Here is a 26,542-nt window from a genome sequence, read left to right on the forward strand (position 1 = left end):
CCGGGGACCTGGGCTGGCTGCGGAAGGCGCCCCCCACGGCGGCGTCCGCCACGGGGGCCGCCTTCCGCAGCCAGCCCAGGTCCCCGGCGTCCGTGTTCATCGAGACGACCTCGGGCCGCCCCGCGCCGTAGCGGATGATCGACACCGACGCCGGTCCGACGCTGAGCCTCTGGAACAGGTCGAGGTGCATGCCGAGCGCGTCCGCGAGGATCGCCTTGATCGTGTCTCCGTGGCTGACCGCCGCCCACACCGCGCCGGCCCCGTGCTCCTCCGCCACCGCCGCGTCGTGCCGGCGGATCGCGGACACGGCCCGGGCCTGCATCGCGAGCATCCCCTCGCCGCCGGGGAACACCACCGCGGAGGGCTGGTTCTGCACCGTCGCCCAGAGCGGCTCCGTCGCGAGATCCCGCAGCGAGCGCCCCGACCAGTCGCCGTAGTCGCACTCGGTGATGCCCTTGTCGATCACCGTCGCCGGCGATCCCGTCTGCCGCTCGAGGACGAAGCGCGTGGTCTGCCGGCACCGCTCGAGCGGGCTCGACACCACGGTCGCGAGCTCGACCGCCGCCAGCCGCTCCCCGGTGCGCGCCGCCTGCGTGCGTCCGACGTCGTCGAGCCGCACTCCGGCGGTGCGTCCGGCGAGGATCCCCGCGGTGTTCGCGGTGGTGCGTCCGTGCCGGACGAGGAGGAGCGTGGGCATGGGGCCAGCGTAGGCGGCCGTGCTCCGCCCCGCCCCGTCGAGCCGCCGGGGCCGCGCCGGTGCGTTCCGCGCGACTCCATCGCGGGACGGATGCCCCGACCGCAGCGCCTGCCTAGGGTGGAGGAGCGGCCGCCCACCGCGGCCCGGAAGGGACACACATGGACGGGACGACGCCCCCCGGCATTCCCCAGGACGGCACGGACACCGAGAGCCACGCCGCGCACACCGCCGCCGACGGCACCGCTGATCACGCCGACTCCGCGCACACCGACTCCGCGACCCCCGCATGGGCCGCCCCCGAGGCCTCCGGCCGCCACGGCGAGGTCGCCCTGCGGATCCGCGGCCTCCGCAAGCGCTTCGGCGACAAGGAGGCCGTGAAGGACATCGACCTCGACGTCCCCGCCGGCTCCTTCTTCGGGCTCGTCGGCCCCAACGGCGCGGGCAAGACGACGACCCTCTCGATGGCCACGGCCCTGCTCCGCCCCGACAGCGGCGTCGTCACGATCCACGAGGTCGACGTCTGGAAGGACACCCTCGAGGCGAAGCGGCTGATCGGCGTCCTCGCCGACGGCGTCAAGCTGTTCGACCGCCTCACCGGTCTCCAGCTCGTCACCTACTACGGCCTGCTCTGCGGGCTCGAGCGCTCCGTCGTCGTCGAGCGGACCGACGACCTCCTCGCCCTGCTCGGCCTCGATCCGGCCGACCGCACGCTCGTCGTGGACTACTCCGCGGGCATGACCAAGAAGATCGCGCTCGCCTGCGCGCTCGTGCGCGCCCCGCGCCTCCTGGTGCTCGACGAGCCGTTCGAGTCGGTCGACCCGGTCTCGGCGGCGAACATCCGCGACATCCTGACCGGCTTCGTCGCGTCGGGCGGCACGGTCATCGTCTCGTCCCACTCCATGGACCTCGTCGAGCGGATGTGCGACCGGGTCGCCGTCATCGCCGACGGCCGCGTGCTCGCCTCCGGCACCCTCGAGGAGGTCCGCGCCGGCTCCAGCCTCGAGGAGCGCTTCGTCGAGCTGGTCGGCGGCCGCACCCACCAGGAGGGACCGGCATGGTTGCGCATCTCCTGAGGCTGCGGCTGCTCCTGCTCCGCAACTCGCTGACGCGGAACGTGTGGCAGCTGATCGGCGTGATCCTCGGCGGTCTCTACGCGATCGCAGTGCTCGGCCTGGTCGCGGCCGGCCTGGTCGCGCTCGGAGGCACGGACCCGGCGTTCGCGAACGTCGCGATCGTCCTCGGCGGCTCCGCTCTGATCCTCGGCTGGGTGCTCGGGCCGATCTTCCTGTCCGGCTCCGACCAGAGCCTCGACCTGCCCACCCTCGCGACCTTCCCGATCCCGCTGCGCACCCTCCTCCTCGGGCTCGCCGCCGCGGGCCTCGCGGGCATCCCCGGCGTGGTGACCACGCTCGGGTCGCTCGCCTCCGCGGCTGCCTGGTGGAGCCGTCCGATCGGCATCCTGCCCGGCCTCGTCGCCGCGGTGATCGGCGTCGCGACCTGCGTGGTCGCGTCGCGCCTGATCGGCGCGCTCACCACGGGCCTGGGCTCGAGCCGCCGCTACCGCGAGGTGATCGGCGGCGTCGTGCTCGTCGTCGTCATCCTGCTCGGACCGCTCTTCTTCGGCCTGACCAACGTGATCCGCGACGGCCTGGACGTCCTGCCCGTGATCGCGGGCGCCCTCGGCTGGTCGCCGCTCGGCGCGATCTGGGCCGTCCCCGGATCCGTCGTCGCGGGCGACTGGGTCGCGGCGATCGCGCGCCTGCTGATCGGGCTCGCGACGCTGGCCGTCCTCGTCTGGGCGTGGGCCCGGGCGCTGCGGCAGGCGCTCGCGGAGCCCGCCGCGTCCGGCGCGCACTCCGCCTCCGGATCCGCGGGCCTCGGCCTGTTCGGGCGCTTCCCCGGCACCCCGACCGGCGCCGTCGCCGCGCGTGCCCTCGGCTACTGGTGGCGCGACCCGCGCTACAGCCGCGGGCTCCTCGTCATCCCCGCCGTCGTCGTCCTCGCGGTGTTCTACTCCGCGATCGGCAGCGGCGGCGACACCTTCGTGCTGCTCTCGGCCGTGCTCGTCGGCCTGATCTTCGGCGTGACCCTCTGCGCCGACGTGTCGTACGACGGCACCGCCTGGGCGGCGCACGTCAGCTCCGGAGTGACGGGGTCGGCCGACCGCGCCGGTCGCGTCGTCGCCGCCGCGATCATCGGCGTCCCTGCGGTGGTCGTCGTGGCGGTGGGCACCGCGCTGTACGCGGGACGCGCCGACGCGATCCCGGCCGTGCTGGGCATGGCGCTGGCCCTCGTTCTCAGCGGGTTCGGAGTGTCGAGCGTCGCCTCGTCGCTCGTCGTCTACCCCGTGCCCGGGCCGGGGGACAGCCCGCTGAAGACGCCGCCGGGCTCCGGGATGATCTCGAGCGTCGTGATGCTGGGGAGCATGGCCGCGACCGGTCTGCTGGCGCTCCCGTCGATCGTCCTCGGCGCGATCTCGCTCATCGGCGGCGACCCGGCCTTCGGCCTGATCGGACTGGCGGCCGCCCTCGTGCTGGGCACCGTCTTCGCGCTGGTGGGCATCCGCGTCGGCGGTCGGATCGTCGACCGCCGAGCGCCGGAGCTGTTCGCCGCCCTCGTGACGATCGGCTGACGCGGGTGGCGGGGCGCGGGGCCGGCGGTGCCCGCCCGCTCCCCGTCTCCGCCCCGCTCCCCGCCCCCGCGAGTGCGCGGAAGTCGTCGCACTCGAGCTCGAGTGCGACGACTCCTGCACACTCGCGGGAGTCGTCGAGGACCGTGCGCACCCGCGAGTGGCCGCGCGCCCGCGAAGGCCCGCACACAGGAGCCGCGGCAGAATGTGGACATGCGCAGCCTCGAAGTCCTCCTCGATCCGGAGTCGGAGGCTCGCGTCCGCACCCAGTGGGAGGCGCTCGAGGCGGCCGGCATCCCGAGCCTCGCCCTGCACACGTCCGCCAGCAACCGCCCGCACCTCACCCTGGTCGCCGGGCCCGAGCTGACCGCCCCGGAGCCGGGCGCGCTCGGTCCGCTTCCGGCGACGGCCGACCTGGGCGCCGTCCTCCTCTTCCCGCACGCCGGGCGCTTCGTCCTCGCCTGGGGAGTGGTCCGCTCGCCCGCCCTCGACGCGCTGCACGGCCGTGCCACGCGCCTCGTGCCGGGCGGCGTCGACACCTCGCTGCCGGACGCCTGGACGCCGCACATCAGCGTCTCGCGCCGCCTCCGCGCCGAGCAGCTCGGCGACGCCGTCCCCCTCCTCGGCGAGCCGTTCACCGTCGGCCTCGCGGGCGTCCGCTTCTGGGACGGCGACACCCGAACCCTCACCGACCTCTGATCCGGGCGCCGCAGAAGCCCCCCGACGCTCCTTGCAGCCGCCTCCCCAGCTCCCTCCCTGCAGCCCTTCTCCACAGTTCCCCGGACCCCCGGGGCGGCGTCGGAGGCGGCGGGTAGAGTTCCCCGGGTGACAGAGCCCACCGCGACAGCCCTCCCCGCCCCGCCGCTCGCCGACCCCTCGGCGGAGTCCCGCGGCGGCGTCCGGAGCGACGCGGCGAGCGGCGCCCCGGGATCCGGATCCTCCGAGGCGCAGGCGATCCTCGAGAAGGTCTTCGGCTACGGCTCCTTCCGCGGCGAGCAGCAGGCCATCGTCGAGCAGGTCATCGGAGGCGGCGACGCCGTCGTCCTGATGCCCACCGGCGGCGGCAAGTCGCTCTGCTATCAGATCCCCGCCATCGTGCGCCCCGGCACCGGCGTGGTCGTGTCCCCGCTCATCGCGCTGATGCAGGACCAGGTCGACGCCCTCCGCGCGAACGGCGTCCGCGCCGAGTTCCTCAACTCCACCCAGGACGCGGGCGAGCGCAGCCGCGTCGAGCGCGCCTACCTCGACGGCGAGCTCGACCTGCTCTACGTCGCCCCGGAGCGCCTGGGCAACGAGGGCATGAAGCAGTTCCTCGCCCGCGGCCGGATCGCCCTCTTCGCGATCGACGAGGCCCACTGCGTCAGCCAGTGGGGCCACGACTTCCGCCCCGACTACCTCGCACTGGGCGAGCTCGCCGAGCGCTGGCCCGACGTCCCGCGCATCGCCCTCACCGCGACCGCCACCGAGGCGACGCACCGCGAGATCACCTCGCGCCTGCACCTCGGCGCCGCCCGCCACTTCGTCTCGAGCTTCGACCGCCCGAACATCCAGTACCGGATCGTCAACAAGGTCGAGCCGCGCAAGCAGCTGATCGACTTCCTGCGGCGCGAGCACGCGCACGACGCGGGCATCGTCTACGCCCTCTCCCGCAAGAGCGTCGAGGCGACGGCCGAGGCGCTGCGCTCGGCGGGCTTCGACGCCGTCGCGTACCACGCGGGCCTCGACTCGCGGGTGCGCGCCGCCGCCCAGTCGCGGTTCCTCCGCGAGGAGGGCGTCATCGTCTGCGCGACCATCGCCTTCGGCATGGGGATCGACAAGCCGGACGTGCGGTTCGTCGCGCACATCGATCTGCCCAAGTCGGTCGAGGGCTACTACCAGGAGACGGGTCGCGCCGGCCGCGACGGACTGCCGTCCACCGCCTGGCTCGCCTACGGCCTGCAGGACGTGGTGCAGCAGCGCCGGATGATCGACGAGTCGCCGGGAGACCTGGCGCACCGTCGGCGGATGTCCGCGCACCTGGACGCGATGCTCGCGCTCTCCGAGACGGTCCAGTGCCGCCGGGTGAACCTGCTCGCCTACTTCGGCCAGGAGAGCACCGCCTGCGGCAACTGCGACACCTGCCTCGAGCCGCCCGCCTCCTGGGACGGCACCGTCGCGGCGCAGAAGTTCCTGTCGACGGTCGTCCGCCTCAAGCGGGAGCGCAACCAGCAGTTCGGCGCCGGACACATCATCGACGTCCTCCGCGGCAAGACCACGCCGCGCACCACCCAGCACCAGCACGACGGCCTCGCCACCTGGGGCATCGGCGCCGAGCTCAGCGACACCCAGTGGCGCGGAGTCGCCCGCCAGCTCCTCGCGCAGGGCCTTCTCGGCGTGAACGACGACGGCTTCGGCACGCTCGTGCTCACGCCCGCGTCCGGCTCCGTCCTCAGCGGCGAGCGGAAGGTCGAGCTGCGGCAGGAGCCGGAGAAGCCGGCTCGCTCCAGCGGATCCTCCCGCTCCGGACGGTCCACCGTGGCCGAGCTGTCGGGCGAGGCTCAGCCGCTGTTCGAGCGGCTCCGGGAGTGGCGCGCCGCGCAGGCCCGCGCGCAGGCGGTCCCGGCCTACATCGTCTTCAACGACGCGACCCTCCGCGAGATCGCGACCGCCGAGCCGGCGACGATGGACGCGCTCAGCATCATCGGCGGCGTCGGCCAGAAGAAGCTGCTCACCTACGGCGAGGCCGTGCTCGCCGTCGTCGCGGGGGAGAGCCCCGAGATCGCCGTCCCGGAACCCGGTGAGGAGGCTCCCGCTCCCCGCCGCGCGCCGGTTGCCCGTGGCGGGTCGTCCCGCTCGCAAGGGGCGAAGCCCTCGTTCGGCCGCGAATCGTCCGGTCCGCCGGTGTCCGCCGCGCAGCCGCCGGAGGACGACTGGGTGCCGCCGGACGAGCCCGACTGGGAGCCCGGCTGGGACAGCTACTGATCCATCGCTGAGGCGCGCGGTTCACCGCCCGCGACGGAGGCGGGCGCCGGCGCGAGCGATCGTGTTCCGGCGCCCGCGTCGGCGATCGTGCCCACCTCGGCACCGACGCGAGCGTCCTCGGTCCGAGGCGTCGGCGAGCGCCCTCAGCCGTTCGCGCCGGTCGACGCCATCCAGCCGCCGAGCAGCGTGCAGCAGAACGACACCGCGAGACCCGCCACCGGCACCCAGAACGCGATGCGCCGCCGCACCAGCAGCACGATCGAGACGACCAGCGCCGCGACGAACGGCACCCACACTCCTCCTGCGGCGAGGACCATCCCGCCCTCGATGAGGCCGATGTCGCAGGCGTTCGATCCGCCGCACGAGTCGCTGGCCATCGCGAAGAACAGCCCGAAGAACGACAGCAGCAGCGTCACCGCGGAGGCCACGAGGATCAGCACGATCGTCAGCACCAGGTCCCAGACGCGGACCGGGCGCCGATGCGGCACCCCGGATCCCGGCGCGGCCGGAGGCGCGGGAGGCGCGGCCGCGACGTCCACGGGCGGCGCACCCGGAGTCCGGGGAGGCGCTGCCGCGACGTCCGCGGGCGGGCCGGCCGCCGGGTGTCTGGCGGGCGGAGGGGGAGGCAGCGGCGGCTCGCTCATGCCGAGAGACTAGCGACGCGTCCTCCGATGAGGCGCCCTCCTCGGCAGAAGCAGCCCGTTCAGCACACGGACGAGCCGCCCCCTCCTCCGCTCCCGTCGGCAGGGACAGCCCTTCCAGCGCACAGACGAGGCGCCCCGCCTCCGCCTGGTCGGTTCCGACAACGCGCTTCCGCCTCCGCCCGGCGCCGTTTGTGCCCGGGCGACGGAACGTTTCCGCCGCGCCTTCGCGCGACCTACCGTGCGAGGACCGCCTCCGCTGCCGCGCCCGTCGGCGCACGACGCACCGGGAGCGGCCCGAACCGCAGACGGTCGAAGGGACACGAACACCATGGTCAGCACCGCTCCCCACCCCCGCTCCGCCGCCGACGCCGCCGACCGGGCGGCCACCGGACGCACGCGGGCCCGGCGCTCCCGCTCGGGCTCCATCGCGCCCACGCCGCCGGTGGACTCCCTCGGCTCCGAGGTCGACGCGCGCCTGGACGAGGACGGCGCCCCCGCTGTCGACGTCGCCGCCCTCGGGGAGACCCTGCTCGGCGCCTGGCGCGAGCAGCGCCTCGCCAGCCGCGCTCTGACCGCCCGCCCCGAGCTGCACCGCACCGACGGCCTCCCGATGAAGGAGCACCGCCTCCGCGTCTCGGAGCAGATGCGCGTGCTCGCGGCCGAGGGCGGCGTGCACCGCGCCTTCCCGGTCGACCTCGGCGGCGAGGCCGATCACGGCGGCAACATCGCCGGCTTCGAGGAGCTGGTCACCGCCGACCCCTCGCTGCAGATCAAGTCCGGCGTGCAGTGGGGGCTCTTCGGCGCCGCGGTCCTGCACCTGGGCACCCGCCCGCACCACGAGAAGTGGCTGCCGGGGATCATGAGCCTCGAGATCCCGGGCGCTTTCGCGATGACCGAGACCGGGCACGGATCCGACGTCGCGTCGATCGCCACGACCGCCACCTACGAGGACGGCGAGTTCGTGCTGCGGACGCCGTTCCGCGCGGCCTGGAAGGACTACCTCGGCAACGCGGCGGTGGACGGGCGCGCGGCGGTCGTCTTCGCGCAGCTGGTCACCCTAGGGGTGAACCACGGCGTCCACGCCTTCTTCGTCCCGATCCGCGATGAGCAGGGCGCGTTCCTGCCCGGCGTCGGCGGGGAGGACGACGGCCTCAAGGGCGGTCTGAACGGGATCGACAACGGCCGCCTCCACTTCGACGGCGTCCGCGTCCCTCGCGAGAACCTGCTGAACCGCTACGGCGACGTCGCCGCCGACGGCACCTACTCCTCGCCGATCGCGAGCCCGGGCCGCCGCTTCTTCACCATGCTCGGCACGCTCGTGCAGGGCCGTGTCTCGCTCGACGGAGCCTCGGTCGCCGCGGCGAAGATCGCGCTGACGGTCGCCGTCACCTACGGCGATCAGCGCCGCCAGTTCACCGGCGGCGGCGAGCGGGAGGAGGTGCTGCTCGACTACCAGCGGCACCAGCGCCGCCTCCTGCCGCGCCTGGCCACCACCTACGCCGCCGCCTTCGCGCACGAGAAGCTGCTGACGGCGTTCGACGAGGTCTTCTCCGGCGCGAACGACACCGAGCAGTCGCGGCAGGACCTCGAGACCCTCGCCGCGGGGCTGAAGGCGCTCTCGACCTGGCACGCTCTCGACACGCTGCAGGAGGCGCGCGAGGCCTGCGGAGGCGCGGGCTTCCTCGCGGAGAACCGGCTCACGCAGCTGCGCGCCGACCTCGACGTGTACGCGACCTTCGAGGGCGACAACACCGTGCTCCTCCAGCTGGTCGCCAAGCGCCTGCTGACCGACGTCGGACGCCGCTTCAAGGGCGCCCAGCCCGCGGAGCTGGCGCGGTACGCCGCCTCGCAGGTCGCGGGGGCGACCGTCGACAACTCGGGTCTGCGCCGTCTGGCCCAGGTCGTCGCCGATCGCGGATCGACGGCCCGCTCGGTCGGCCAGCTGCGGGAGGACCAGCGCGAGCTGCTCACCGGCCGCGTCGAGAGCATGGTCGCGGGGATCGCCTCACGGCTGCGCCCGGCGTCGAAGCTGCCCTCCGACGAGGCGGCACGCCTGTTCAACGCGCACCAGAGCGAGCTCATCGAGGCGGCGCGCGCGCACGCCGAGCTGCTGCAGTGGGAGGCGTTCACGGAGGCGCTCGCCGGCGTCGAGGACGCGGGCACGCGCACCGTCCTCACCTGGCTCCGCGACCTGTTCGGCCTGGGCCTGATCGAGAAGCACCTCGACTGGTACCTCATCCACGGGCGCCTGTCGTCGCAGCGAGCGGTCGCGGTGACGTCCTACATCGACCGCCTGCTCGCGCGCATCCGCCCGCACGCCGCCGACCTGGTCGCGTCGTTCGGCTACGGGCCCGAGCACGTGCGCGCGGCGATCGCGACCGGCGCCGAGGCGGAGCGCCAGGAGGAGGCGCACGCCTGGTACGAGGCCGCCCGCGCCTCCGGCACCCTCCCCACTCCGGAGAAGCGCCGCTGAGCCCCTCCGCGGGATGCCGCTCCGGTACGCGACACGCCGCGCGAGGCGCACCGGAGTGGCATCCCGCGGAGACAGGACGGGCAGGGGCGCGTCAGGACGCGAGGAACGCCAGTGCCTGGTCGCGCTCGGCGCGCAGCTCGAGCACGGACTCGTCGATGCGCGCGCGGGAGTGCGCGTCGATCTCGAGTCCCTCGACGATCCGCCACTCGCCGTCGACGGAGCGGACCGGGAACGAGGAGATCAGCCCCTCCTCCACCCCGTAGGAGCCGTCCGACTCGACGGCGGCCGAGGTCCACGACGTGCCGTCGACCCAGTCGCGCACGTGGTCGATCGCGGCGGAGGCGGCGGACGCGGCCGAGGAGGCGCCGCGGACCTCGATGATCTCGGCGCCGCGCTTGGCGACCCGCGGCTCGAACTCCGTGTGCAGCCACTCGGCGTCGACCAGCTCGGGCACCGGACGTCCGCCGACGGTGGCGTGCGTCGCGTCCGGGTACTGCGAGGCGGAGTGGTTGCCCCAGATCGCGACGCCCTCGATCGCGTCGACGGGGGCGTCGAGCTTCGCGGCGAGCTGCGCGACCGCCCGGTTGTGGTCGAGGCGCGTCATCGCGGTGAAGCGGCCGGCGGGGATGTCGGGGGCGCTGCGCCGCGCGATCCAGGCGTTGGTGTTCGCCGGGTTGCCGACGACCAGCACGCGGATGTCGGAGGCGGCGTGCGCGTTCAGCGCGGCGCCCTGGGGTCCGAAGATGCCCGCGTTCGCGGCGAGCAGGTCGGCGCGCTCCATGCCCGCGCTGCGCGGCCGGGCGCCCACCAGGAGGGCGACGCTCGCGCCGTCGAACGCGGCGGCCGGGTCGTCCGTCGCCTCGATCCCGCGGAGGAGGGGGAAGGCGCCGTCCTGCAGCTCGAGCGCCGTGCCCGCGGCCGCGCGGAGGCCGGAGGGGATCTCGAGCAGGTTCAGGCGGACGGGGACGTCCGGCCCGAGGAGCTGACCCGAGGCGATGCGGAACAGGAGCGCATAGCCGATGGCGCCCCCCGCTCCCGTGACCGTGACCGTGACCGGAGTGCGCTGCTGGTTCATGCGCCGAGCGTATTCCCGCCGGCTGGGGGAGGGGGAGGAGTCAGCCGGACGGCGGGCCCTCGGCGGGAGGCGCCGTCGACCCGCGGAGCACGAGCTTGTTGCGCAGCCGCACGTGCGGCTCGGCCACGCTCCCGCCGTCGATCAGCGTCAGGAGCGCCCGGGCGGCCGCGCGCCCCACGCGGTGCAGCGGCTGCCTCACCGTCGTGAGCGCGGGGACCACCCGGGAGGCGTCGGGCACGTCGTCGTAGCCCACGACCGACAGCTGCCCCGGCACCGAGAGGCCCAGCGCCCGGGCCGCCTCGATCACGGCGATGGCGGAGGCGTCGTTCGCGGCGAAGACCGCGGTCGGGCGGTCGGGCAGCAGCAGCAGCTCGTGGGCGGCGAGGAGGGAGGGGTCGTGCCGGTAGTAGCCGACCCGTACGAGCGCGGGGTCGTAGGGGAGGCCGGCGTCCGCGAGCGCCCGTTGGTAGCCGGCGCCGCGCCGGTGCGACGACTCCAGGTCGGGGCGGCCCGCGACGAAGCCGATGCGGCGGTGGCCGAGCCCGATCAGGTGGCTCGTCGCCAGCTGCGCTCCGCCGAAGTCGTCGGTCGCCACCGAGTGCAGCTCGGTCTGCGCGGTCAGCGGATCCACGACGACGAGCGGCAGGTCCGACGAGGGGATCACGCCGGAGGGAGTCACCAGGATCGCTCCCGCTACGTGCGCCTCGGTGAGGCGCCGCAGGGACTCCTGCTCCCATCCCGCCCGGCCCCGGCGGCTCGCCCCGCTGCCGGCGAGGAGGTCGAACCGGGTCCCCCGGAGCGCCGTCGCCACTCCCTGCAGCACCTCCGTGCCGAACGGCTCGAAGTCGCCCAGGAGCACGCCGATGACGCCCGAGCGCTCCGTCGTCGCGACCTCCTGCTCGGCCTCCGCCGTCGCCGCCCCTGCGGACATCCTCGTCCCCTCCCGCCGTCCCCGCCCGGCCGCGGCGGAACGCGGTGATCGCCTCGCTGCGCTGCTCCGGACGGTTGAGAACACGTCCTTGCAATCGGGAATGTTCCCGGTAACATTGCCCGCAAGACTAGCTGAGGGAAAGCTCAGCAGTCGAGAGAGACGAGTGTCGGGCAGCCTTTCTCCCCTCAGTGCTGAGGGGGTCGAGAGCTGGAGCTCGCGTGGCCACGCTGTGGAAGCCGCCGCGCACGAGCCGTCCGCCGCTCTCCGCGCGTCCTGCGCTCCAGGCGCGGCCGAACGCCCTCGGGCTGCGCCGCGCTCCGTCCTCTCGCGGCCTCGGGCCGCGCCACCACTCCGCGCCGTCCGGCGCTCGACCTGATCGGCGACGGTGCCGATCGAGTGAGGAACACCATGTCCACGCGACGCACCCCCCGACCCCTCTGGCTCGTCCGCTCGGGCGCCGCTCTCGCCGGCTGCCTTCTCCTGTCCGGCGTCGCCGCCGCGGCCGCGGCCGCCGACACCGAGTACGGCTCCGACGACGTCGACGTGAACGTCAGCATCGAGGAGCTGGAGCAGCCCGGCGCGCTCTCGATGTCGATCGACGGCACCTCCGCCACGCTCGCCGAGGAGGGCTCCACCCCGACCGTGCGCGCCTTCACGGGGCAGCTGCCCGACGTGACCGTGACGGACACCCGGACCGTCGACGAGATCCCGGCCGGAGCCGGCTGGTACGTCCTCGGCTCGGCGAGCGCCTTCACCGGCGACGCGGACCAGGAGGACATCTCCTCCGACCACCTCGGCTGGACGCCCGTCCTCGTGGACGGCGGCGAGTCGGGCCTCGTGTCCGAGGGCGACCCGGTCGACACGATCCTCGACGAGGGCGCCGACGCCGTGGGCCTGTTCGACCAGGAGCTGCTCGCGCTGTCGCTCGACTCGCAGGAGACCGCGACGGACGGGTCCTGGACCGTGTCCGCGGGCCTCACCCTGAAGACCGAGGCCGACGTCGCCCCCGGCGACTACTCCTCCGTCCTGACGCTGTCGCTGTTCGAATGACCCCGATGCGCGCAGTCGCCTCCACGGCGATCGGCGCCCTCCTCGCGGCGGGCCTGCTCGCCTCCGGCGCGGCTCCGGCGACCGCGGCCGGCGCCTGGTCGCCGAAGGCCTCCTACACGTCGACGGACCGCGGCGACGGCACCTACTCCGTGCCGCTGCTGAACGCCGACGTGCCCGACGTCAGCGTCGAGCGCGTGCCCGCGTCCGAGAACGACGAGGGCCGCGACATCTACTACATGATCAGCACCACGATGCACCTGAGCCCGGGCGCCCCGATCATGAAGTCCTACGACCTCGTCAACTGGGAGATCGTCAACTACGTCTTCGACCGGCTCGAGATCGGCGACCGCTTCTCGCTCCGGAACGGGCAGAACTCCTACGGCAACGGCCAGTGGGCCTCGTCGCTCCGGTACCACGACGGCCGCTACTACGCGGTCTTCAACACCAACAACCTCGGCGGCTCCTACCTCTACTCGACCGACGACATCGAGGACGGAGCCTGGACCCGCACGGCCCTCGGCCGCGCCTTCCACGACCCGTCGCTCTTCTTCGACGACGCGGACGGCGGCACGCCGTACATCTTCTACGGCTCCGGATCCACCAGCGCCGTGAAGCTCAGCGAGGACCTGACGACCGTCGTCGCCGAGTACCCGAACATCCTCCGCACCTCCGACTACCCGGGAGCCGGCTACCTCGGCGGCCTGTTCGAGGGCGCGCAGGTGCAGTACATCGACGGGCAGTACTACATCGTCATCATCACCTGGCCCTCGGGCCAGGGCCGCCAGGTGGCGCTGTTCCGCTCGTCCGAGCTGCTGGGCCGCTACGCGACCGCCGACGGCAGCAACCCCTACGAGGGCAAGGGCGTGCTGAACTCCAGCGGGTTCGCCCAGGGGAGCCTCGTGCCGATCGCGAAGGAGGACGGCTCGACCGCCTGGCACGGCATGTTCTTCCGCGACAGCTTCCCGACCGGACGCATCCCCGGGCTCATTCCGGCGACGTGGAAGGACGGCTGGCCGACGTTCGGGACGAACGGCTCGGTGCCGGTGGGCGGGAGCTTCCCGAAGCCGATCCGCCTCAGCCCCGAGGAGGAGCTGTTCGAGCGGCAGAAGAGCATCGTCGTCTCGGACGACTTCGACAACGACGCCCCGGCGAAGGCCTACCAGGACGAGTCGTGGACGATCCCGCCCGCGCCCGCCTACGACGCGTCGCTGCTCGGCGTGCAGCTGCTCCAGAACCCGGGAGCGGAGTCGGGGACGGCGCCGTGGGCAGGCCAGTTCGGCGCGACGCTGTCGGCCGACACGACCGACCCGGCGTCCGGTACCGCCGCGCTCCGCGTGGGCACCCGCACGCTCAACGGCTCAGGCCCGAGCCAGGTGCTGGCGAACAAGCTGCAGCGCGGCGTGACCTACACCGTGTCCGCGAAGGTGAAGTACACGACCGGCCCCGCGTCGGTCCGCTTCAACCTCTGCGCCGACTTCGGCGCGGGACCCGTGACGATGGCCTCCGCCGCCGTCACGCAGGGGCAGTGGACGACGATCACGGGGACCTACACGGTGCCCGAGACCGCGAACGTCGGCAGCGTGAAGTTCGCCGTCGAGACGCCGTGGGGCAACCCGCAGCCGGCGTCCTCGAGCACCGAGTACCTGCTCGACGACGTCTCGCTCGTCGGAGCCGCCCCCACCCTCGAGCGCCCGACGGCCGCCGAGATCCAGCCGAACGGCTCGACCCTCGCCCTCCCCTGGCAGTGGAACCACGCCCCCGACAACCGCTACTGGTCGCTGACCGAGCGCGAGGGCTGGCTCCGCCTCACCAACGGGAAGGTGCTCAGCGGAACGGCCGCGCACACGCGTCTCTCGGGCTCGCCCGAGATGACGTACCTGGAGGAGGCGCGCAACACGCTCTCCCAGCGCATCGTGGCTCCGAAGCAGTCGGCGGAGGCGGCGTTCGACGTCTCCGGGATGAAGGACGGCGACGTCGCCGGCCTCGCGGCCTACAACCGCGGCTTCTCCTACGTCGCGGTCAAGCGCGTGGACGGCGTCACCACCGTCGGCGTCGTGAACCGCAGCCAGCCGTTCGCGACCACGTTCGACCAGGCGGCCGTGGAGTCCTTCCTCCCCGGCTCCACCGCCGCTCTCGGCGACGCCTCGCAGGTGCGCCTGAAGGCCGATCTCGAGCTCTCGGCCCCGGCCGGACAGCTCTGGACGACCTTCTCGTACAGCCTCGACGGGACGAGCTGGACGAAGCTCGGCAGCCGCGTCGGCCCGCAGACCCTCGACGGTCAGCTCACGCACTTCATGGGCCACCGCCTCGGGCTGTTCAGCTACGCGACGAAGACCGCCGGCGGCCACGTCGACGTCGACGAGTTCCTCCTGAGCGACACCCTCTCCTCGGAGGGGAAGGCGCTCGACCGCTCGCAGCTCGACGCGGCCGTCGCCCACGCGGCGACGCTCCGCTCCGACGACTACCCGGCCGACGCCTGGTCCGACCTCCAGTCGGTCCTCGCGAAGGCGCAGGCGGTCGGCACCGCGGGAACGCAGAACCAGATCGACGCCCCGGAGCGCGCGCTCAGCTACCAGCTGGCCCGCCTCGGGACGCTGAAGGAGGCGTCGCTCGATGTGACCGCCGCCGCCGCGACCCGCTGCATCGCCGGGAAGGTCGTCGTGACCGTGCGGGCGACCAACGCCGACGACGTGCCCGTCGCCCTCCGGATGGAGAGCGCCTCCGGCACGAAGACGGTCGCCGCGCTCGCACCCGGCGCCACGACGAGCCACGCCTTCACCACGCGGGCGGCCTCGGTCCCCGCCGCCGAGGTGGTCGTGACCGCGACCGCCACCCTCGACGGCGAGCCGGTGACGACCACGGTGAGAGCGCCCCACCCGGCCGCGTCCTGCGGCTGAGCACCCCGGGGGCGGCCCGCGCGGCCGCCCCCGCCCCCGAACGCGTCAGCGGCACCCGTCGCCGACGATCTCCTGCACGACACGATCAAGGAGGATCCGTGAGATCACCACAACGAGAAGCCGCTCCGAAGGGGCGGTTGCGGCTGAGGCTGCTGGCCACGGCCGCGCTGACCGCGCTCCTGGTGGCACCCTTCGCCGCCCAGACCTCGTCCGCCGCTGAGGCGGAGCTCATCGTCAACGGCGGCTTCGAGAGCGGCATCAGCAGCTGGTTCGTCAACAACGGCAACGCCGCCGACGCCGGCACCATCGCGACGACCACGGACGCGCGCACCGGCTCCGCCGCAGCGCTCGTCACCGGCCGCACGACCACCGGCGCGGGCGCCATGCAGGACCTCAGCGGCAAGGTCGTCGCCGGCCAGACCTACCAGGTCAAGGCGCAGATCAAGTACGAGAACGCCGCGAGCCCCGCGACCAAGCAGTTCTTCGCCACCATGCACTACGGCGGAGGCACCTACACGAACCTCGCGAGCGTCACCGCCACGAAGGGGCAGTGGGCGACGATCAACGGATCGTTCACCATCCCCGCCGGGCAGAGCGTCGCCACCGCGCGCCTCTTCTTCGAGACGCCGTGGACCGCGACTCCGTCGGCCGCGCCCGAGACGCACCTCATGGACTACAAGCTCGACGACGTCTCGCTGGTCGGAGCGGCGCCTCCCGCGCCCGCCTCGCGCACCATCGAGGTCGTGGGCAAGATCCCGGGCGACCACAACCCGCTCATGGGCTGGAAGTTCGGCGCCGACGGCTTCGGCTTCGTCGAGAACGGCCGCGTGTACATGTACATGACGAACGACACCCAGGGCTACGCTCCGAACCCCGCCACGGGCGTCTCGGCGGGCATCGACTACGGCAAGATCAACCAGATCACCGTGATCTCCTCGGACGACCTCGTCAACTGGACCGACCACGGCGAGATCCAGGTCGCCGGCTCCACCGGAGTCGCGCCCTACACCGGCAACTCGTGGGCTCCCGGCATGGCGAAGAAGACCGTGAACGGCGTCGACAAGTACTTCCTCTACTACGCCAACGGCGGCGGCTCCAGCAACGTGATCACCGGCGACTCGCCGGTGGGCCCGTGGACCAGCCAGCGCACCTCCACGCTCATCAACGCGTCCACCCCGGGCGCCGAGGCGGTCGCGTGGAAGTTCGACCCGGCACCGCTCGTCGACGACGACGGCCAGGGCTACCTGTTCTTCGGAGGCGGACCCGCCTCGACCGCGCTCCCCGCGGCCGAGCGCTTCAACAACCCGAAGAACATCCGCGTGATCGAGCTCGGCGACGACATGATCTCGACCCAGGGCACCTCCGCCGTCGTGGACGCGCCCGTCGCGTTCGAGGCGGCCCAGGTGTTCAAGCGCCAGGACAAGTACTACCTCTCGTACTCGTCCCACTTCGGCGGCAACGACTTCGGCGGCAACCAGACCCGCGAGCCCGGCTACCCGGGCGGCGGCGAGATCGGCTACATGATCTCGGACGACCCGATGTCCTGGCCCAAGGAGAACTACGCCGGCGTGATGTTCCCGAACCAGAGCCGCTTCTTCGGAGCCGGCACCGGCGGCAACAACCACCAGTCGGTCTTCGAGCTGGGCGGCAAGTACTACTTCACCTACCACGCGCCGACGCTCAACAAGCGGATCAACGGCGACACCACCCAGGGGTACCGCAGCCCGCACATCCAGGAGCTGCAGTTCAACGCCGACGGCACGGTGCAGCAGGTGGTCGGCGACTACAAGGGCGTCGACCAGGTGAAGGACTTCGATCCGTACCGCACCTTCCCGGCCGAGACCATCGGCTGGAGCAAGGGCATCGCCACGGCGCCGCTCGGCACCCCCGCCGCGGGCGCGACGCAGAACCTCGTGCTGAAGGACCTCGACAACGGCGACTGGACCGCGCTGTCCGCCGTCGACTTCGGGGACACCGGAGCCGCGACGTTCACCGCGAAGGCCAAGGCGCTGCAGGCCGGCGGCACCATCACCGTCCGCCTCGACTCCGAGACCGGGCCCGTCGCGGGCACCGTCGCGGTGAACGGGACGACCGGTGAGTGGACCGACGTCAGCGCCGCGCTGACCGGAGCGACGGGAGTGCACGACGTGTTCTTCAGCTACTCCGGACCCTCCGGCGACCTGTTCGAGCTCGACACCTTCGCCTTCACCGAGGGCGAGGCGGCTCCGGCGCTCGACATCACGGCGAGCGCGGCGACCCGCTGCATCGCGGGCAAGGCGATCGTCACCGTCCAGGCGAGCAACGGCTCCGACGTCCCCGTCGGCGTGACCTTCACGTCGACGTCCGGCACGAAGTCGTTCACCTCGGTGGCGCCCGGCAAGACCGTGTCGCACGCCTTCACCACCCGTCAGGCGAACCTGCCCGCCGGTGCGGTGACCGTCGAGGCCACGGCCACGATGAACGGCGCCCCCGTCGAGACGGAGGTGAGCGCTCCGTACGCGGCGCGCCCGTGCTCGTAGCGCACGGCTGAACCACCGGGGAGCGCCCCCGGCCCTGCGGGGCCGGGGGCGCTCCTGCGCGTGCGGGGGGATCTCGATACGCCCTCCGGGGCTGCTCGATCAGCATGTCCGCCGTCCTGCTGGTCGAGCAGCGGCGCCTCTAGACCCCCGCTCGGTCAGCGGCTGTCGGCCAGGCGCATCGTGCCGCCGGCCTGGGCGGCGAAGGCGCGGGCGGTCGCCGTGATGGTGCGCTGCATGACCCGCGCCGCGGCGGTCGGCGCGAGGTCCGCCGGGCGCGCGAGGCTGATCGTCCGGGTCAGCGTGGGCTTCTCGAGCGTCGGCTCCTCGATGCGGATCGAGCGCAGGCCCGGGCGCCCCTGCAGCACCATCGCCGGGACGACCGCGACGCCGAGGCCCCGCTCGGCGAAGCGCAGCACCGCGTCCATCTCGGCGCCCTCCAGCACCACGTCCGGCTCCAGGCCCGCGGCGGCGAACGCGGCGTCGGTCGTGCGGCGCAGGTCGTAGCTGGAGTTGAAGACGATCTGCGGGAGGCGGGCGACCGCCGCCAGATCGAGCGCGCCGGTCGCGGCGAGGGGAGGCTCCGCGGCGGAGGAGACCACGACGAGCTCCTCGACGAGCAGCGGGGTCACCGTGAAGGCGCCGGGAGCGGCCGCGGTCGAGGTCGTCACCAGCGCCAGGTCGAGCTCGCCCCGTGCCAGCCGGTCGAAGAGGCTCCGCGACCCGTCCTCGGCGAGGTGCAGCTCCACGGCGGGATGCGCGGAGTGGAACGCGTGCAGCACCTCCGCGACGAGGCTGATGCAGAGCGTCGGCGTCGCGCCGAACCGCACCCGGCCGCGCTCGAGTCCGGCCAGCTCGGCCAGCTCGCGGCGCACCGATCCGGCGTCGGCGAGCATGCGCCGGGCGAGCGGCAGCAGCAGCTCCCCGGCCGGTGTGAGGGTGCTGCCGGAGCGCGCCCGGTGGAAGAGCTCGGAGCCGAGGTCCTGCTCCAGCGCGGCGATCCGGCGGCTCAGCGAGGGCTGCGCGAGATGCAGCTCCTCGGCGGCGCGGGTGAAGCTGCCGAGGCGGGCGACCTCGACGAATCCGATGAGCTGCTCGAGATCCACATGCATACCCTATGCGCATGGCCGTGCCCAGCATTATGCATTGGAGTAATCGAAGCGCCGTGCCTAGCGTGGAGGCATGACCACTTCAGAGACCACCGCACCGGAGCGTCGGATCTCCACCTCCGTCCTCGTCATCGGCACCGGCGGATCGGGCCTGCGCGCCGCGATCGAGCTCGCCGAGGCGGGCGTCGACGTCCTCGCGCTCGGCAAGCGCTCGAAGTCGGACGCGCACACCTCCCTCGCCGCCGGCGGCATCAACGCCGCCCTCGCCACGATGGACCCCGACGACAGCTGGCAGCAGCACGCGGCCGACACCATCACCGAGTCCTACCAGCTCGCCAACCCGCACACGGTCGAGATCGTCACCTCCAACGCCGCCCGCGGCATCCAGGACCTCGAGCGCTACGGCATGCCGTTCGCCCGCGAGGACGACGGCCGCATCTCGCAGCGCTTCTTCGGCGCGCACACCTACCGCCGGACCGCCTTCGCGGGCGACTACACCGGCCTCGAGATCCAGCGCACGCTCGTCAACCGGGCCGCCCAACTCGAGATCCCGATCCTGGACACCGTGTACGTCACGCGCATCCTCGTCAACGAGGACGGAGCAGTGTTCGGCGCCTACGGCTTCGACCTCGTCGACGGCACCCGCTACCTGATCCACGCGGATGCGGTGATCCTCGCCGCGGGCGGGCACAACCGCATCTGGCGCCGCACCTCCTCCCGCCGCGACGAGAACACGGGCGACTCGTTCCGCCTGGCCGTCGAGGCCGGCGGCCGCCTGCGCGACCCCGAGCTCGTCCAGTTCCACCCGTCGGGCATCATCGAGCCCGAGAACGCGGCCGGGACGCTGATCTCCGAGGCCGCGCGCGGCGAGGGCGGCATCCTCCGCAACGGCCTCGGCGAGCGCTTCATGGGCAAGTACGACGCCGAGCGCCTCGAGCTCTCGACCCGCGACCGCGTCGCCCTCGCCTGCTACACCGAGATCAAGGAGGGTCGCGGCACGCCGAACGGCGGGGTCTGGCTCGACGTCTCGCACCTGCCGCGCGAGACGATCATGACCCGGCTGCCGCGGGTGTACCAGACGATGCTCGAGCTGCAGATGCTCGACATCACGAAGGACCCGATCGAGATCGCGCCCACGGCGCACTACTCGATGGGCGGGGTCTGGGTGCGCTCGGACGACCACAGCACCGACGTCCCCGGGCTCTACGCGATCGGAGAGGCCTCCAGTGGACTGCACGGCGCCAACCGCCTCGGCGGCAACTCGCTGATCGAGCTGCTGGTGTTCGGCCGCATCGTCGGGCAGGCGGCGGCGGAGTACTCCGCCTCACTGACCGCCCAGACGCGCTCGGCCGCGTCCGTCCAGGTCGCCCGCGACGAGATCGCCGGCCTGCTCGCGGCCGACGGCACCGAGAACGTCCGCGCCCTGCAGCGCGCGATCCGCAACACGATGACCGAGCACGCCGGAGTCGTCCGCGACGAGGAGGGCCTGCTCGCCGGGCTCGCCGAGCTGGACGCGATCGAGGCGCGCATCGCCGACATCGGCGTGCACCCGGACATCGCCGGCTTCCAGGACCTCGCCCACGCCTTCGACCTCAAGTCGGCCGCGATGGCCGCGCGGGCCACCCTCGAGGCAGCGCTCGAGCGCCGGGAGAGCCGCGGCTGCCACAACCGCAGCGACTACCCGGACATCGACCCGGCCCTCCAGGTGAACCTCGTCTGGTCGCCCTCCACGGGGATCACGCGCGAGGAGATCCCCGCGGTGCCGGAGGAGATCCAGGCGCTGATCAGCGGCGAGGTCGCCACCGCGGGCAAGCTGCTCGAGTAGCCGGAACCGCGACGGCACGACGCCGGTCGCCCTCACCGCCTGCTCGCCGGGCACCACCGGCGCCCAGGCGCCCCCCGGGATCCTCCTGGGGACCACGGACAAGGTCACCGCCCTGGATCCCGCCGGCTCCTGGGACCTCGGCTCGGCGACGCTGCAGAACCAGGTCTTCTCCTGGCTGCTGACCTCCGCCCCCGGATCGACGGATCCCGTGCCGGACCTCGCGGCCTCGGCCGAGTTCACCGACCCGACCCACTACCGCGTCGCCCTGCGCGAGGACGCCGCCTTCGCCAACGGCAATCCGCTCACCGCCTCGGACGTGGTCTTCACCTTCGAGCGCCAGGTGGCGATCGCCGCTCCGAACGGCCCCTCGTCGCTGCTCTCGGACATGGTCTCGGTCGAGGCGGAGGACGACTCCACCGTCGTCTTCACACTGGCCACCCCGGACAACGCCCTCTGGCCCCAGATCCTCACCAGCCCCGCCGCCGCGATCGTCGACGAGGACGTCTTCTCGGCCGACTCCCTCACCACCGACGACGACATCGTCGCCGGCGACGCCTTCAGCGGGCAGTACTCCATCACGAGCTACAAGCTGAACTCGCTCGTGCAGCTCACCCGCAACGACTCCTACGACGGCCTCCTCGGCGCCGCCGCCAACGAGTCCGTGATCGTCCGCTACTACGCGGACGAGAGCAACCTCAAGCTCGACATCCAGCGCGGCGAGATCGCGGTCGCCTACCGCACGCTGAACGCGACCGACACGGAGGACCTCCGCGGCGAGGAGGGCCTGACGGTGCACTCCGGTCCCGGTGCCGAGATGCGCTTCCTGGTCTTCAACCCCGAGACCATGCCCTACGGCTCCGCCACCTCCGAGGCCGACGCCGACAAGGCGCTCGCCGTCCGCACCGCCGTCGCCGACCTGATCGACCGCGACGAGCTGTCGGACCAGGTCTACAAGGGCACCTACGCGCCGGTCTACTCGATCGTCCCCAGCGCCCTGACCGGATCGACGCCGGCGTACGAGCAGGCCTTCGGTGACGGGAGCGGCGGTCCCAGCGCGGACGAGGCCGCCGCCGCGCTCCAGGCGGCCGGGATCACCGGTCCCGTCGACCTCAAGCTGCAGTACAACACCGACCACTACGGCTCCAGCACCTCGGACGAGTACGCGCTCATCAAGAACCAGCTCGAGCGCAGCGGGCTGTTCACGGTCGACTTGCAGTCGACGGAGTGGACGCAGTACGTGAAGGAGAAGTCGACCTCCTACCCGCTCTACCAGCAGGGCTGGTTCGCGGACTACCCGGACTCGGACAACTACCTGAACCTGCTCTACGGCACCGACGAGGTCCCTTCCATCCTCGGCGCCGCCGTGAAGGACGACGCCTACAACGAGGTCGTGCTGCGCGAGCGGAGCCTGGCCCCCGGCGACGAGCGCACCGCGGCGATCGAGGAGGCGCAGCGCCTCGCGGCGGAGAAGGCGATCACCGTGCCGCTCCTCGAGGGCACGGAGACCGTCATCGCCTCCTCCACGATCTCGGGCATCGACGACACGCTCGACGGCTCCGGCCGGTTCCGCTTCGGGCTGCTCCGGAGCGAGTGATCGGGGCGCGCTGATCGGCCGGACGGGCCGCGGCGCCGCAGGAGGGGGAGACCCTCGGCGGCCGCCGCGGCCCGTCCGTGCGTCCGGGGTCTCTGTCAGGGCCGTGCTGCCGGGCGGGGCACCCGGATCGATCAGCGCGCCAGCGCCGCCAGCTCCGCCCGGGTGCGGGCGCCGGCCTTGCGCAGCAGGTTCGACACGTGGAACTTCACCGTGTTGCCGCTGATGCCGAGGTCGTCCGCGATCTGCTGGTTCGAGGCGCCGAGCGTGATCAGGTTCAGCACCTCCCGCTCGCGCGCACTGAGCTCGGCGAGGTCGAGCCCGTCGGGCTGCGCCGGCGGATCGAGGGGGAGGCGGATCGACAGGGTCGACCCCCAGCCCGCGGTCGACGCGACCGAGAGCTCCCCGTCGAGCCCGCGCACGCGCTCGGCGATCGGGCGCAGGGCGTCGTCGCGGGTCGTCAGCTCGCCCCGGCCGTCGTCGCGGATCTCGATGAGCAGGTTGAGCCCGTCGCAGTCCCACTGGATCCGCACCCGGCGCGTCTGCTCCGACTCCACGAACGCCAGCACGGCGCTCCGCACGATCGCGCGGGCCGCGTGCGCCACTTCGCCGGGGAGGGCGCGCCCGGTGGCGGGCGGCTCGACGAACTGCACGTCGAGGTCGCCGAAGCGGACGAGCGGGCGCAGGTCGCTCCGGAGCCGCGCGAACGCGCCCACGACGGGCTCCAGCATCGCGCTGCGCTGCTCGTCCGAGGCGGTGCGCAGCTCGACCAGGGCGTTCGCGGCGATGTCGATCGCGACGGTGCGGGCCGCACGGTCGTCGAGGCGCTCGGCGCGCAGGGCGGCGAGCACCGACTCCAGCGCCACCGCGTGCCGGTCGGCCTGCTCGGCCACCGTGCGGGCGTGCTGCTGCAGCAGGGTGCGGGAGGCGGGGGACTCGGCGGGATCCATCCCCCGAACCTACCCGTCCTACCCGCGAGCGGCACCGCCCACCCGATCGGGTAGGCGGACCTCCTCGATCAGGTGGCGCGCGGATCCGGCCGCCGGGCGCACTGTGGACCCATGCCCGCTGACGACCGCACCACCGACCCCGCAGAGGCGCTCGCCGTGATCGCCGCCGAGGTGTCCGCCGCGACCTCCTCGCTGACGACCGACCGCCTCGAGCCCGTCCTCGAGCTGCTCGCCGGCGCCGACCGCGTCTTCGTCCACGGCGCCGGCCGCTCCGGCCTCGCCCTGCGGATGACCGCCATGCGCCTCATGCACCTCGGACTCGTGGTGCACGTGGTCGGCGACGTGACGACTCCGGCGATCCGCGGCGGCGACGTGCTGCTCACCGCGAGCGGCTCCGGCACCACCGGGGGCATCGTCCGCGCCGCGCAGGCCGCCGTCGACGCCGGAGCGCGGGTCGCGGCGATCACGACCGCCGCCGACTCCCCGCTGGCCGGGCTCGCCTCCGCCGTGGTGGTCGTGCCCGCCGCCGACAAGCTCGACCGCTCCGGGGCCGCCTCGGCGCAGTACTCCGGCGGGCTCTTCGAGCAGGTCGTCGTGCTCACCGGCGACGCCCTGTTCCACGCGCTCTGGCAGCGCCGCGGCGACAGCGCCGACGAGCTCTGGCCGCGCCACGCGAACCTCGAATGACCCGACTCCCCACCTCGACAGGAAGAAGAACCCCGTGAAGCTCCAGTTCGCCATGGACACCCTCAGCACCGACGCCGCCCTCGAGCTCGCCGCTGCCGCCGCCCCGCACGTCGACATCCTCGAGCTGGGCACCCCGCTCATCAAGAGCGCCGGCCTCTCCGCCATCACCGCCATCAAGGAGGCGCACCCCGACAAGACGGTCTTCGCCGACCTCAAGACGATGGACGCGGGCGAGCTCGAGGCCGACATGGCCTTCGCGGCCGGCGCCGACCTCGTGACGGTCCTCGGCGTCGCCGGCGACAGCACCATCGCCGGCGCGATCGCCGCCGGGAGGAAGCACGGCAAGGGCGTCGTCGTCGACCTCATCGGCGTGCCCGACAAGGCCGCCCGCGCCCGCGAGGTCGTCGCCCTCGGCGCCGAGTTCGTCGAGATGCACGCCGGTCTGGACGAGCAGGCGGAGGAGGGCTTCACCTTCGAGACCCTGCTGCGCGACGGCGAGTCCTCGGGCGTGCCGTTCTCGGTCGCGGGCGGCGTGAGCACCGCCACCATCGAGTCGGTGCAGCGCGCCGGCGCCCTCGTGGCCGTCGCGGGCGGGGCCATCTACGGCGCCCCGGACGTCGGCGAGGCCGCCGCGGCCCTCCGCGCCGCCATCGTCTGACCCGTCGGCGCCGCCGCCCCCGGGGCCCGCTGATCCGGGTCGCGAGGGCGGCGGCGCCCTCGTTCCGCGCGGGAGGCGGCAGCGCATCCCCGCCGGACGCCCGGCCCCTCTCGACTCGCCGACGGCGCGGTCCTACAGTGGCTGCGACGACCCTCGACTCCCGCCGCGGGACCGACGGCGCCGTCGCGAGCGGAGGGAAGCCGTGTCCTCGACCGCCCCCGTGCCCGGAGCCGCCGTCGACGCCTCGACGAGGCTCCGCGACTTCCACCAGATCCTCCTCAACACCGCCGTCGCGAACGTGACGACGAGCTTCCTCTGGTTCGCGCTCACGTTCTGGGTGTACCTCGAGACGCGCTCCGTCCTGGCGACAGGGATCATCGGCGGCGCCTACATGCTGCTCGTCGCGGTCTTCGCGATGGCCTTCGGCACGATCGTGGACCGGCACCGCAAGTTCCGCGTCATGGTGTTCGCCGGCGCGGTCACGCTCGTGTCCTTCGGCGTCGCGGGCGGTCTCTTCCTCGCGCTGCCCGAGGCGGCGCTCCTGGACTTCCGCGCCCCCTGGTTCTGGGTGTTCTCGGGCACGATCCTCTTCGGCGCCGTCATCGAGAACATGCGCAACATCGCCCTGTCCACGACGGTGACCCTGCTGGTCCCGGTGGAGGGGCACGCCCGCGCGAACGGCCTCGTCGGCACGGTCCAGGGCCTCGCCTTCGTGGTGACGAGCGTCTTCAGCGGGCTCGCCATCGGCCTGCTCGGCATGGGGTGGACGCTGGTGATCGCGATCGGCCTCTCCGCCGCTGCGCTCCTGCACCTCCTCTTCCTGCGCATCCCGGAGGACCGGCCCGCGCCGACGGGGGAGAGGGCGCCGCTGATCGATCTCCGCGGCAGCATCACCGCGGTGCGGGCGGCGACCGGGCTGTTCGCGCTCATCGTCTTCTCGACGTTCAACAACCTGATCGGCGGCGTCTACATGGCGCTGATGGACCCGTACGGCCTCGAGCTGTTCCCGGTCGAGCTGTGGGGCGTCGTGCTCGGAGTGACGGCGACCGGCTTCGTCATCGGCGGTCTGCTCGTCGCGAGGTTCGGGCTCGGGAGGAACCCCATCCGGACGATGCTGCTGCTCGTGATGGCGATGGGCCTGATCGGCGCGGTCTTCACCCTCCGCGACTGGTGGTGGCTCTACGCCGGCGGCATCTGGATCTACATGACCCTGATCCCGGCGGTCGAGGCCGCCGAGCAGACGGTGATCCAGAAGGTCGTCCCCTTCGAGACCCAGGGGCGCGTCTTCGGCTTCGCGGCGGCGTTCGAGTCGGCCGCCGCTCCGATCACGTCGTTCCTCATCGCCCCGATCGCCGAGTTCGCGATCATCCCGTACATGGAGTCGCCGGCCGGGCGCTCGGCGTTCGGCGGACTGCTCGGCGACGGCATCGGCCGGGGGATCGCTCTGGTGTTCCTGGTCGGCGGAGTCGTCATGATCATCGCGGCCGGCGCGGCGATGCTCACCCGCTCCTACCGCGTCATGTCGGCGCAGTACCTGCGGGAGGCCGCGGCGAGCGGAGAGGCGGAACCGGTCGGCACCGAGGCGCCGGACACGGATCGGACCGCTCCGACCACCCTCGAGCAGAACCGCTAGCGCCCGCAGAGTCCGCCCGTCCTGCGCCTCCGTGGCGTCCGGCGGACCGGACGGAGCGGAAACGAGGAAGACGTGCCGGACGCCCCCTCCCCAGGGTGCGGCGTCCGGCACGTCGGCTGCGACCACCCGGTCGAGGGGCCCTCCTCGACTCCCGAGCGCTCCGCTGCCCAGCGCCTCCGGATGGAGGCGTCCGGGCATCCGGCGCCGGCGGGGAGG

General features: G+C 73.1%; 19 protein-coding genes. 13 read left to right on the forward strand and 6 right to left on the reverse strand.

What is annotated here, in order from left to right; translation table 11 throughout:
* Positions 1-697 (reverse strand): histidine phosphatase family protein (locus tag C5D66_RS10200; protein WP_104326897.1); only part of this gene is annotated, 697 nt, incomplete at its 3' end.
* Between the two features lie 158 nt (positions 698-855).
* Between C5D66_RS10200 and C5D66_RS10205 the strand changes: the two genes are divergently transcribed.
* The 4 genes from C5D66_RS10205 (at position 856) to recQ (ending at position 6,287) form a co-directional block, all read left to right on the forward strand.
* Positions 856-1,770, forward strand: coding sequence for an ABC transporter ATP-binding protein (locus C5D66_RS10205; RefSeq protein WP_104255506.1), 915 nt, complete (start codon positions 856-858; stop codon positions 1,768-1,770).
* A complete protein-coding gene (locus tag C5D66_RS10210) occupies positions 1,752-3,329 on the forward strand; it encodes a transporter (protein WP_104255507.1) in 1,578 nt (525 codons plus the stop codon). The genes C5D66_RS10205 and C5D66_RS10210 overlap by 19 nt, the downstream gene beginning before the upstream one ends.
* Positions 3,330-3,539: 210 nt before the next feature.
* Positions 3,540-4,025, forward strand: coding sequence for a hypothetical protein (locus tag C5D66_RS10215; RefSeq protein WP_104255508.1), 486 nt, complete (start codon positions 3,540-3,542; stop codon positions 4,023-4,025).
* Positions 4,026-4,151: 126 nt separating this feature from the next.
* The gene (gene recQ / locus C5D66_RS10220) at positions 4,152-6,287 is read left to right on the forward strand and encodes a DNA helicase RecQ (RefSeq protein ID WP_181067899.1); all 2,136 of its coding nucleotides are present in this window, start codon (positions 4,152-4,154) and stop codon (positions 6,285-6,287) included.
* A 143-nt stretch (positions 6,288-6,430) separates the two neighbouring features.
* Here the strand turns inward: recQ and C5D66_RS10225 are convergent, their stop codons facing one another.
* Complete coding sequence (locus C5D66_RS10225; protein ID WP_219814254.1) at positions 6,431-6,931, reverse strand: DUF6264 family protein; 501 nt, start codon at positions 6,929-6,931, stop codon at positions 6,431-6,433.
* 328 nt (positions 6,932-7,259) lie between these two features.
* On the opposite strand from C5D66_RS10225, the gene C5D66_RS10230 reads away from it, so the two are divergent.
* Positions 7,260-9,404: an acyl-CoA dehydrogenase gene (locus tag C5D66_RS10230; RefSeq protein ID WP_104255511.1), complete on the forward strand. Its 2,145-nt coding sequence runs from the start codon at positions 7,260-7,262 to the stop codon at positions 9,402-9,404.
* Positions 9,405-9,495: 91 nt separating this feature from the next.
* Here the strand turns inward: C5D66_RS10230 and C5D66_RS10235 are convergent, their stop codons facing one another.
* Positions 9,496-10,479 carry a malate dehydrogenase gene (locus C5D66_RS10235; protein ID WP_104226035.1) on the reverse strand — a complete coding sequence of 328 codons (984 nt, stop codon included), beginning with the start codon at positions 10,477-10,479 and terminating at the stop codon, positions 9,496-9,498.
* Positions 10,480-10,519: 40 nt separating this feature from the next.
* Complete coding sequence (locus tag C5D66_RS10240) at positions 10,520-11,410, reverse strand: LacI family DNA-binding transcriptional regulator (RefSeq protein WP_104255512.1); 891 nt, start codon at positions 11,408-11,410, stop codon at positions 10,520-10,522.
* Between the two features lie 408 nt (positions 11,411-11,818).
* On the opposite strand from C5D66_RS10240, the gene C5D66_RS10245 reads away from it, so the two are divergent.
* The 3 genes from C5D66_RS10245 to C5D66_RS10255 all read left to right on the forward strand — a co-directional run bounded on the left by C5D66_RS10245 (position 11,819) and on the right by C5D66_RS10255 (position 17,876).
* A complete protein-coding gene (locus C5D66_RS10245; RefSeq protein WP_104233676.1) occupies positions 11,819-12,460 on the forward strand; it encodes a hypothetical protein in 642 nt (213 codons plus the stop codon).
* 5 nt (positions 12,461-12,465) lie between these two features.
* Entirely contained in the window at positions 12,466-15,357 is a 2,892-nt protein-coding gene (locus C5D66_RS10250; RefSeq protein WP_258061327.1) for a family 43 glycosylhydrolase, read from the forward strand.
* Between the two features lie 98 nt (positions 15,358-15,455).
* Positions 15,456-17,876 carry a family 43 glycosylhydrolase gene (locus C5D66_RS10255; protein ID WP_219814253.1) on the forward strand — a complete coding sequence of 807 codons (2,421 nt, stop codon included), beginning with the start codon at positions 15,456-15,458 and terminating at the stop codon, positions 17,874-17,876.
* A gap of 155 nt (positions 17,877-18,031) precedes the next feature.
* On the opposite strand, the gene C5D66_RS10260 is transcribed toward C5D66_RS10255, so the two are convergent.
* The gene (locus tag C5D66_RS10260) at positions 18,032-18,985 is read right to left on the reverse strand and encodes a LysR family transcriptional regulator (RefSeq protein WP_104255515.1); all 954 of its coding nucleotides are present in this window, start codon (positions 18,983-18,985) and stop codon (positions 18,032-18,034) included.
* A gap of 70 nt (positions 18,986-19,055) precedes the next feature.
* Here C5D66_RS10260 and C5D66_RS10265 point away from each other — a divergent pair, with 70 nt between their 5' ends.
* Together C5D66_RS10265 and C5D66_RS10270 are read left to right on the forward strand one after the other, a co-directional pair.
* Positions 19,056-20,807 carry an L-aspartate oxidase gene (locus C5D66_RS10265; RefSeq protein WP_104224384.1) on the forward strand — a complete coding sequence of 584 codons (1,752 nt, stop codon included), beginning with the start codon at positions 19,056-19,058 and terminating at the stop codon, positions 20,805-20,807.
* Positions 20,808-21,015: 208 nt separating this feature from the next.
* Complete coding sequence (locus tag C5D66_RS10270; RefSeq protein WP_258063872.1) at positions 21,016-22,401, forward strand: ABC transporter substrate-binding protein; 1,386 nt, start codon at positions 21,016-21,018, stop codon at positions 22,399-22,401.
* 131 nt (positions 22,402-22,532) lie between these two features.
* Here the strand turns inward: C5D66_RS10270 and C5D66_RS10275 are convergent, their stop codons facing one another.
* On the reverse strand, positions 22,533-23,348 hold the full coding sequence (locus C5D66_RS10275; RefSeq protein WP_104255517.1) for a LuxR C-terminal-related transcriptional regulator: 816 nt from the start codon (positions 23,346-23,348) through the stop codon (positions 22,533-22,535).
* A 111-nt stretch (positions 23,349-23,459) separates the two neighbouring features.
* On the opposite strand from C5D66_RS10275, the gene hxlB reads away from it, so the two are divergent.
* The 3 genes from hxlB (at position 23,460) to C5D66_RS10290 (ending at position 26,326) form a co-directional block, all read left to right on the forward strand.
* Complete coding sequence (hxlB, locus tag C5D66_RS10280) at positions 23,460-24,035, forward strand: 6-phospho-3-hexuloisomerase (protein ID WP_104255518.1); 576 nt, start codon at positions 23,460-23,462, stop codon at positions 24,033-24,035.
* Positions 24,036-24,069: 34 nt separating this feature from the next.
* Positions 24,070-24,693 carry a 3-hexulose-6-phosphate synthase gene (hxlA, locus tag C5D66_RS10285; RefSeq protein ID WP_104224387.1) on the forward strand — a complete coding sequence of 208 codons (624 nt, stop codon included), beginning with the start codon at positions 24,070-24,072 and terminating at the stop codon, positions 24,691-24,693.
* A gap of 202 nt (positions 24,694-24,895) precedes the next feature.
* The gene (locus C5D66_RS10290; RefSeq protein ID WP_104255519.1) at positions 24,896-26,326 is read left to right on the forward strand and encodes an MFS transporter; all 1,431 of its coding nucleotides are present in this window, start codon (positions 24,896-24,898) and stop codon (positions 26,324-26,326) included.
* Positions 26,327-26,542: the final 216 nt, after the last annotated feature.

Origin of the sequence: Rathayibacter sp. AY1B4 (assembly GCF_002932815.1) — a bacterium.
Taxonomy (GTDB): domain Bacteria; phylum Actinomycetota; class Actinomycetes; order Actinomycetales; family Microbacteriaceae; genus Rathayibacter.

Excerpts from the sequence above, each read along its gene's own strand:
- C5D66_RS10265 (WP_104224384.1), top strand. The coding sequence starts at position 19,056 with ATGACCACTTCAGAGACCACCGCACCGGAGCGTCGGATCTCCACCTCC.
- C5D66_RS10240 (WP_104255512.1), bottom strand. The coding sequence starts at position 11,410 with ATGTCCGCAGGGGCGGCGACGGCGGAGGCCGAGCAGGAGGTCGCGACG.
- C5D66_RS10260 (WP_104255515.1), bottom strand. The coding sequence starts at position 18,985 with ATGCATGTGGATCTCGAGCAGCTCATCGGATTCGTCGAGGTCGCCCGC.
- C5D66_RS10225 (WP_219814254.1), bottom strand. The coding sequence starts at position 6,931 with ATGAGCGAGCCGCCGCTGCCTCCCCCTCCGCCCGCCAGACACCCGGCG.
- C5D66_RS10230 (WP_104255511.1), top strand. The coding sequence starts at position 7,260 with ATGGTCAGCACCGCTCCCCACCCCCGCTCCGCCGCCGACGCCGCCGAC.
- C5D66_RS10235 (WP_104226035.1), bottom strand. The coding sequence starts at position 10,479 with ATGAACCAGCAGCGCACTCCGGTCACGGTCACGGTCACGGGAGCGGGG.
- C5D66_RS10215 (WP_104255508.1), top strand. The coding sequence starts at position 3,540 with ATGCGCAGCCTCGAAGTCCTCCTCGATCCGGAGTCGGAGGCTCGCGTC.
- C5D66_RS10245 (WP_104233676.1), top strand. The coding sequence starts at position 11,819 with ATGTCCACGCGACGCACCCCCCGACCCCTCTGGCTCGTCCGCTCGGGC.
- hxlB (WP_104255518.1), top strand. The coding sequence starts at position 23,460 with ATGCCCGCTGACGACCGCACCACCGACCCCGCAGAGGCGCTCGCCGTG.
- C5D66_RS10250 (WP_258061327.1), top strand. The coding sequence starts at position 12,466 with ATGCGCGCAGTCGCCTCCACGGCGATCGGCGCCCTCCTCGCGGCGGGC.
- C5D66_RS10210 (WP_104255507.1), top strand. The coding sequence starts at position 1,752 with ATGGTTGCGCATCTCCTGAGGCTGCGGCTGCTCCTGCTCCGCAACTCG.
- C5D66_RS10275 (WP_104255517.1), bottom strand. The coding sequence starts at position 23,348 with ATGGATCCCGCCGAGTCCCCCGCCTCCCGCACCCTGCTGCAGCAGCAC.
- C5D66_RS10205 (WP_104255506.1), top strand. The coding sequence starts at position 856 with ATGGACGGGACGACGCCCCCCGGCATTCCCCAGGACGGCACGGACACC.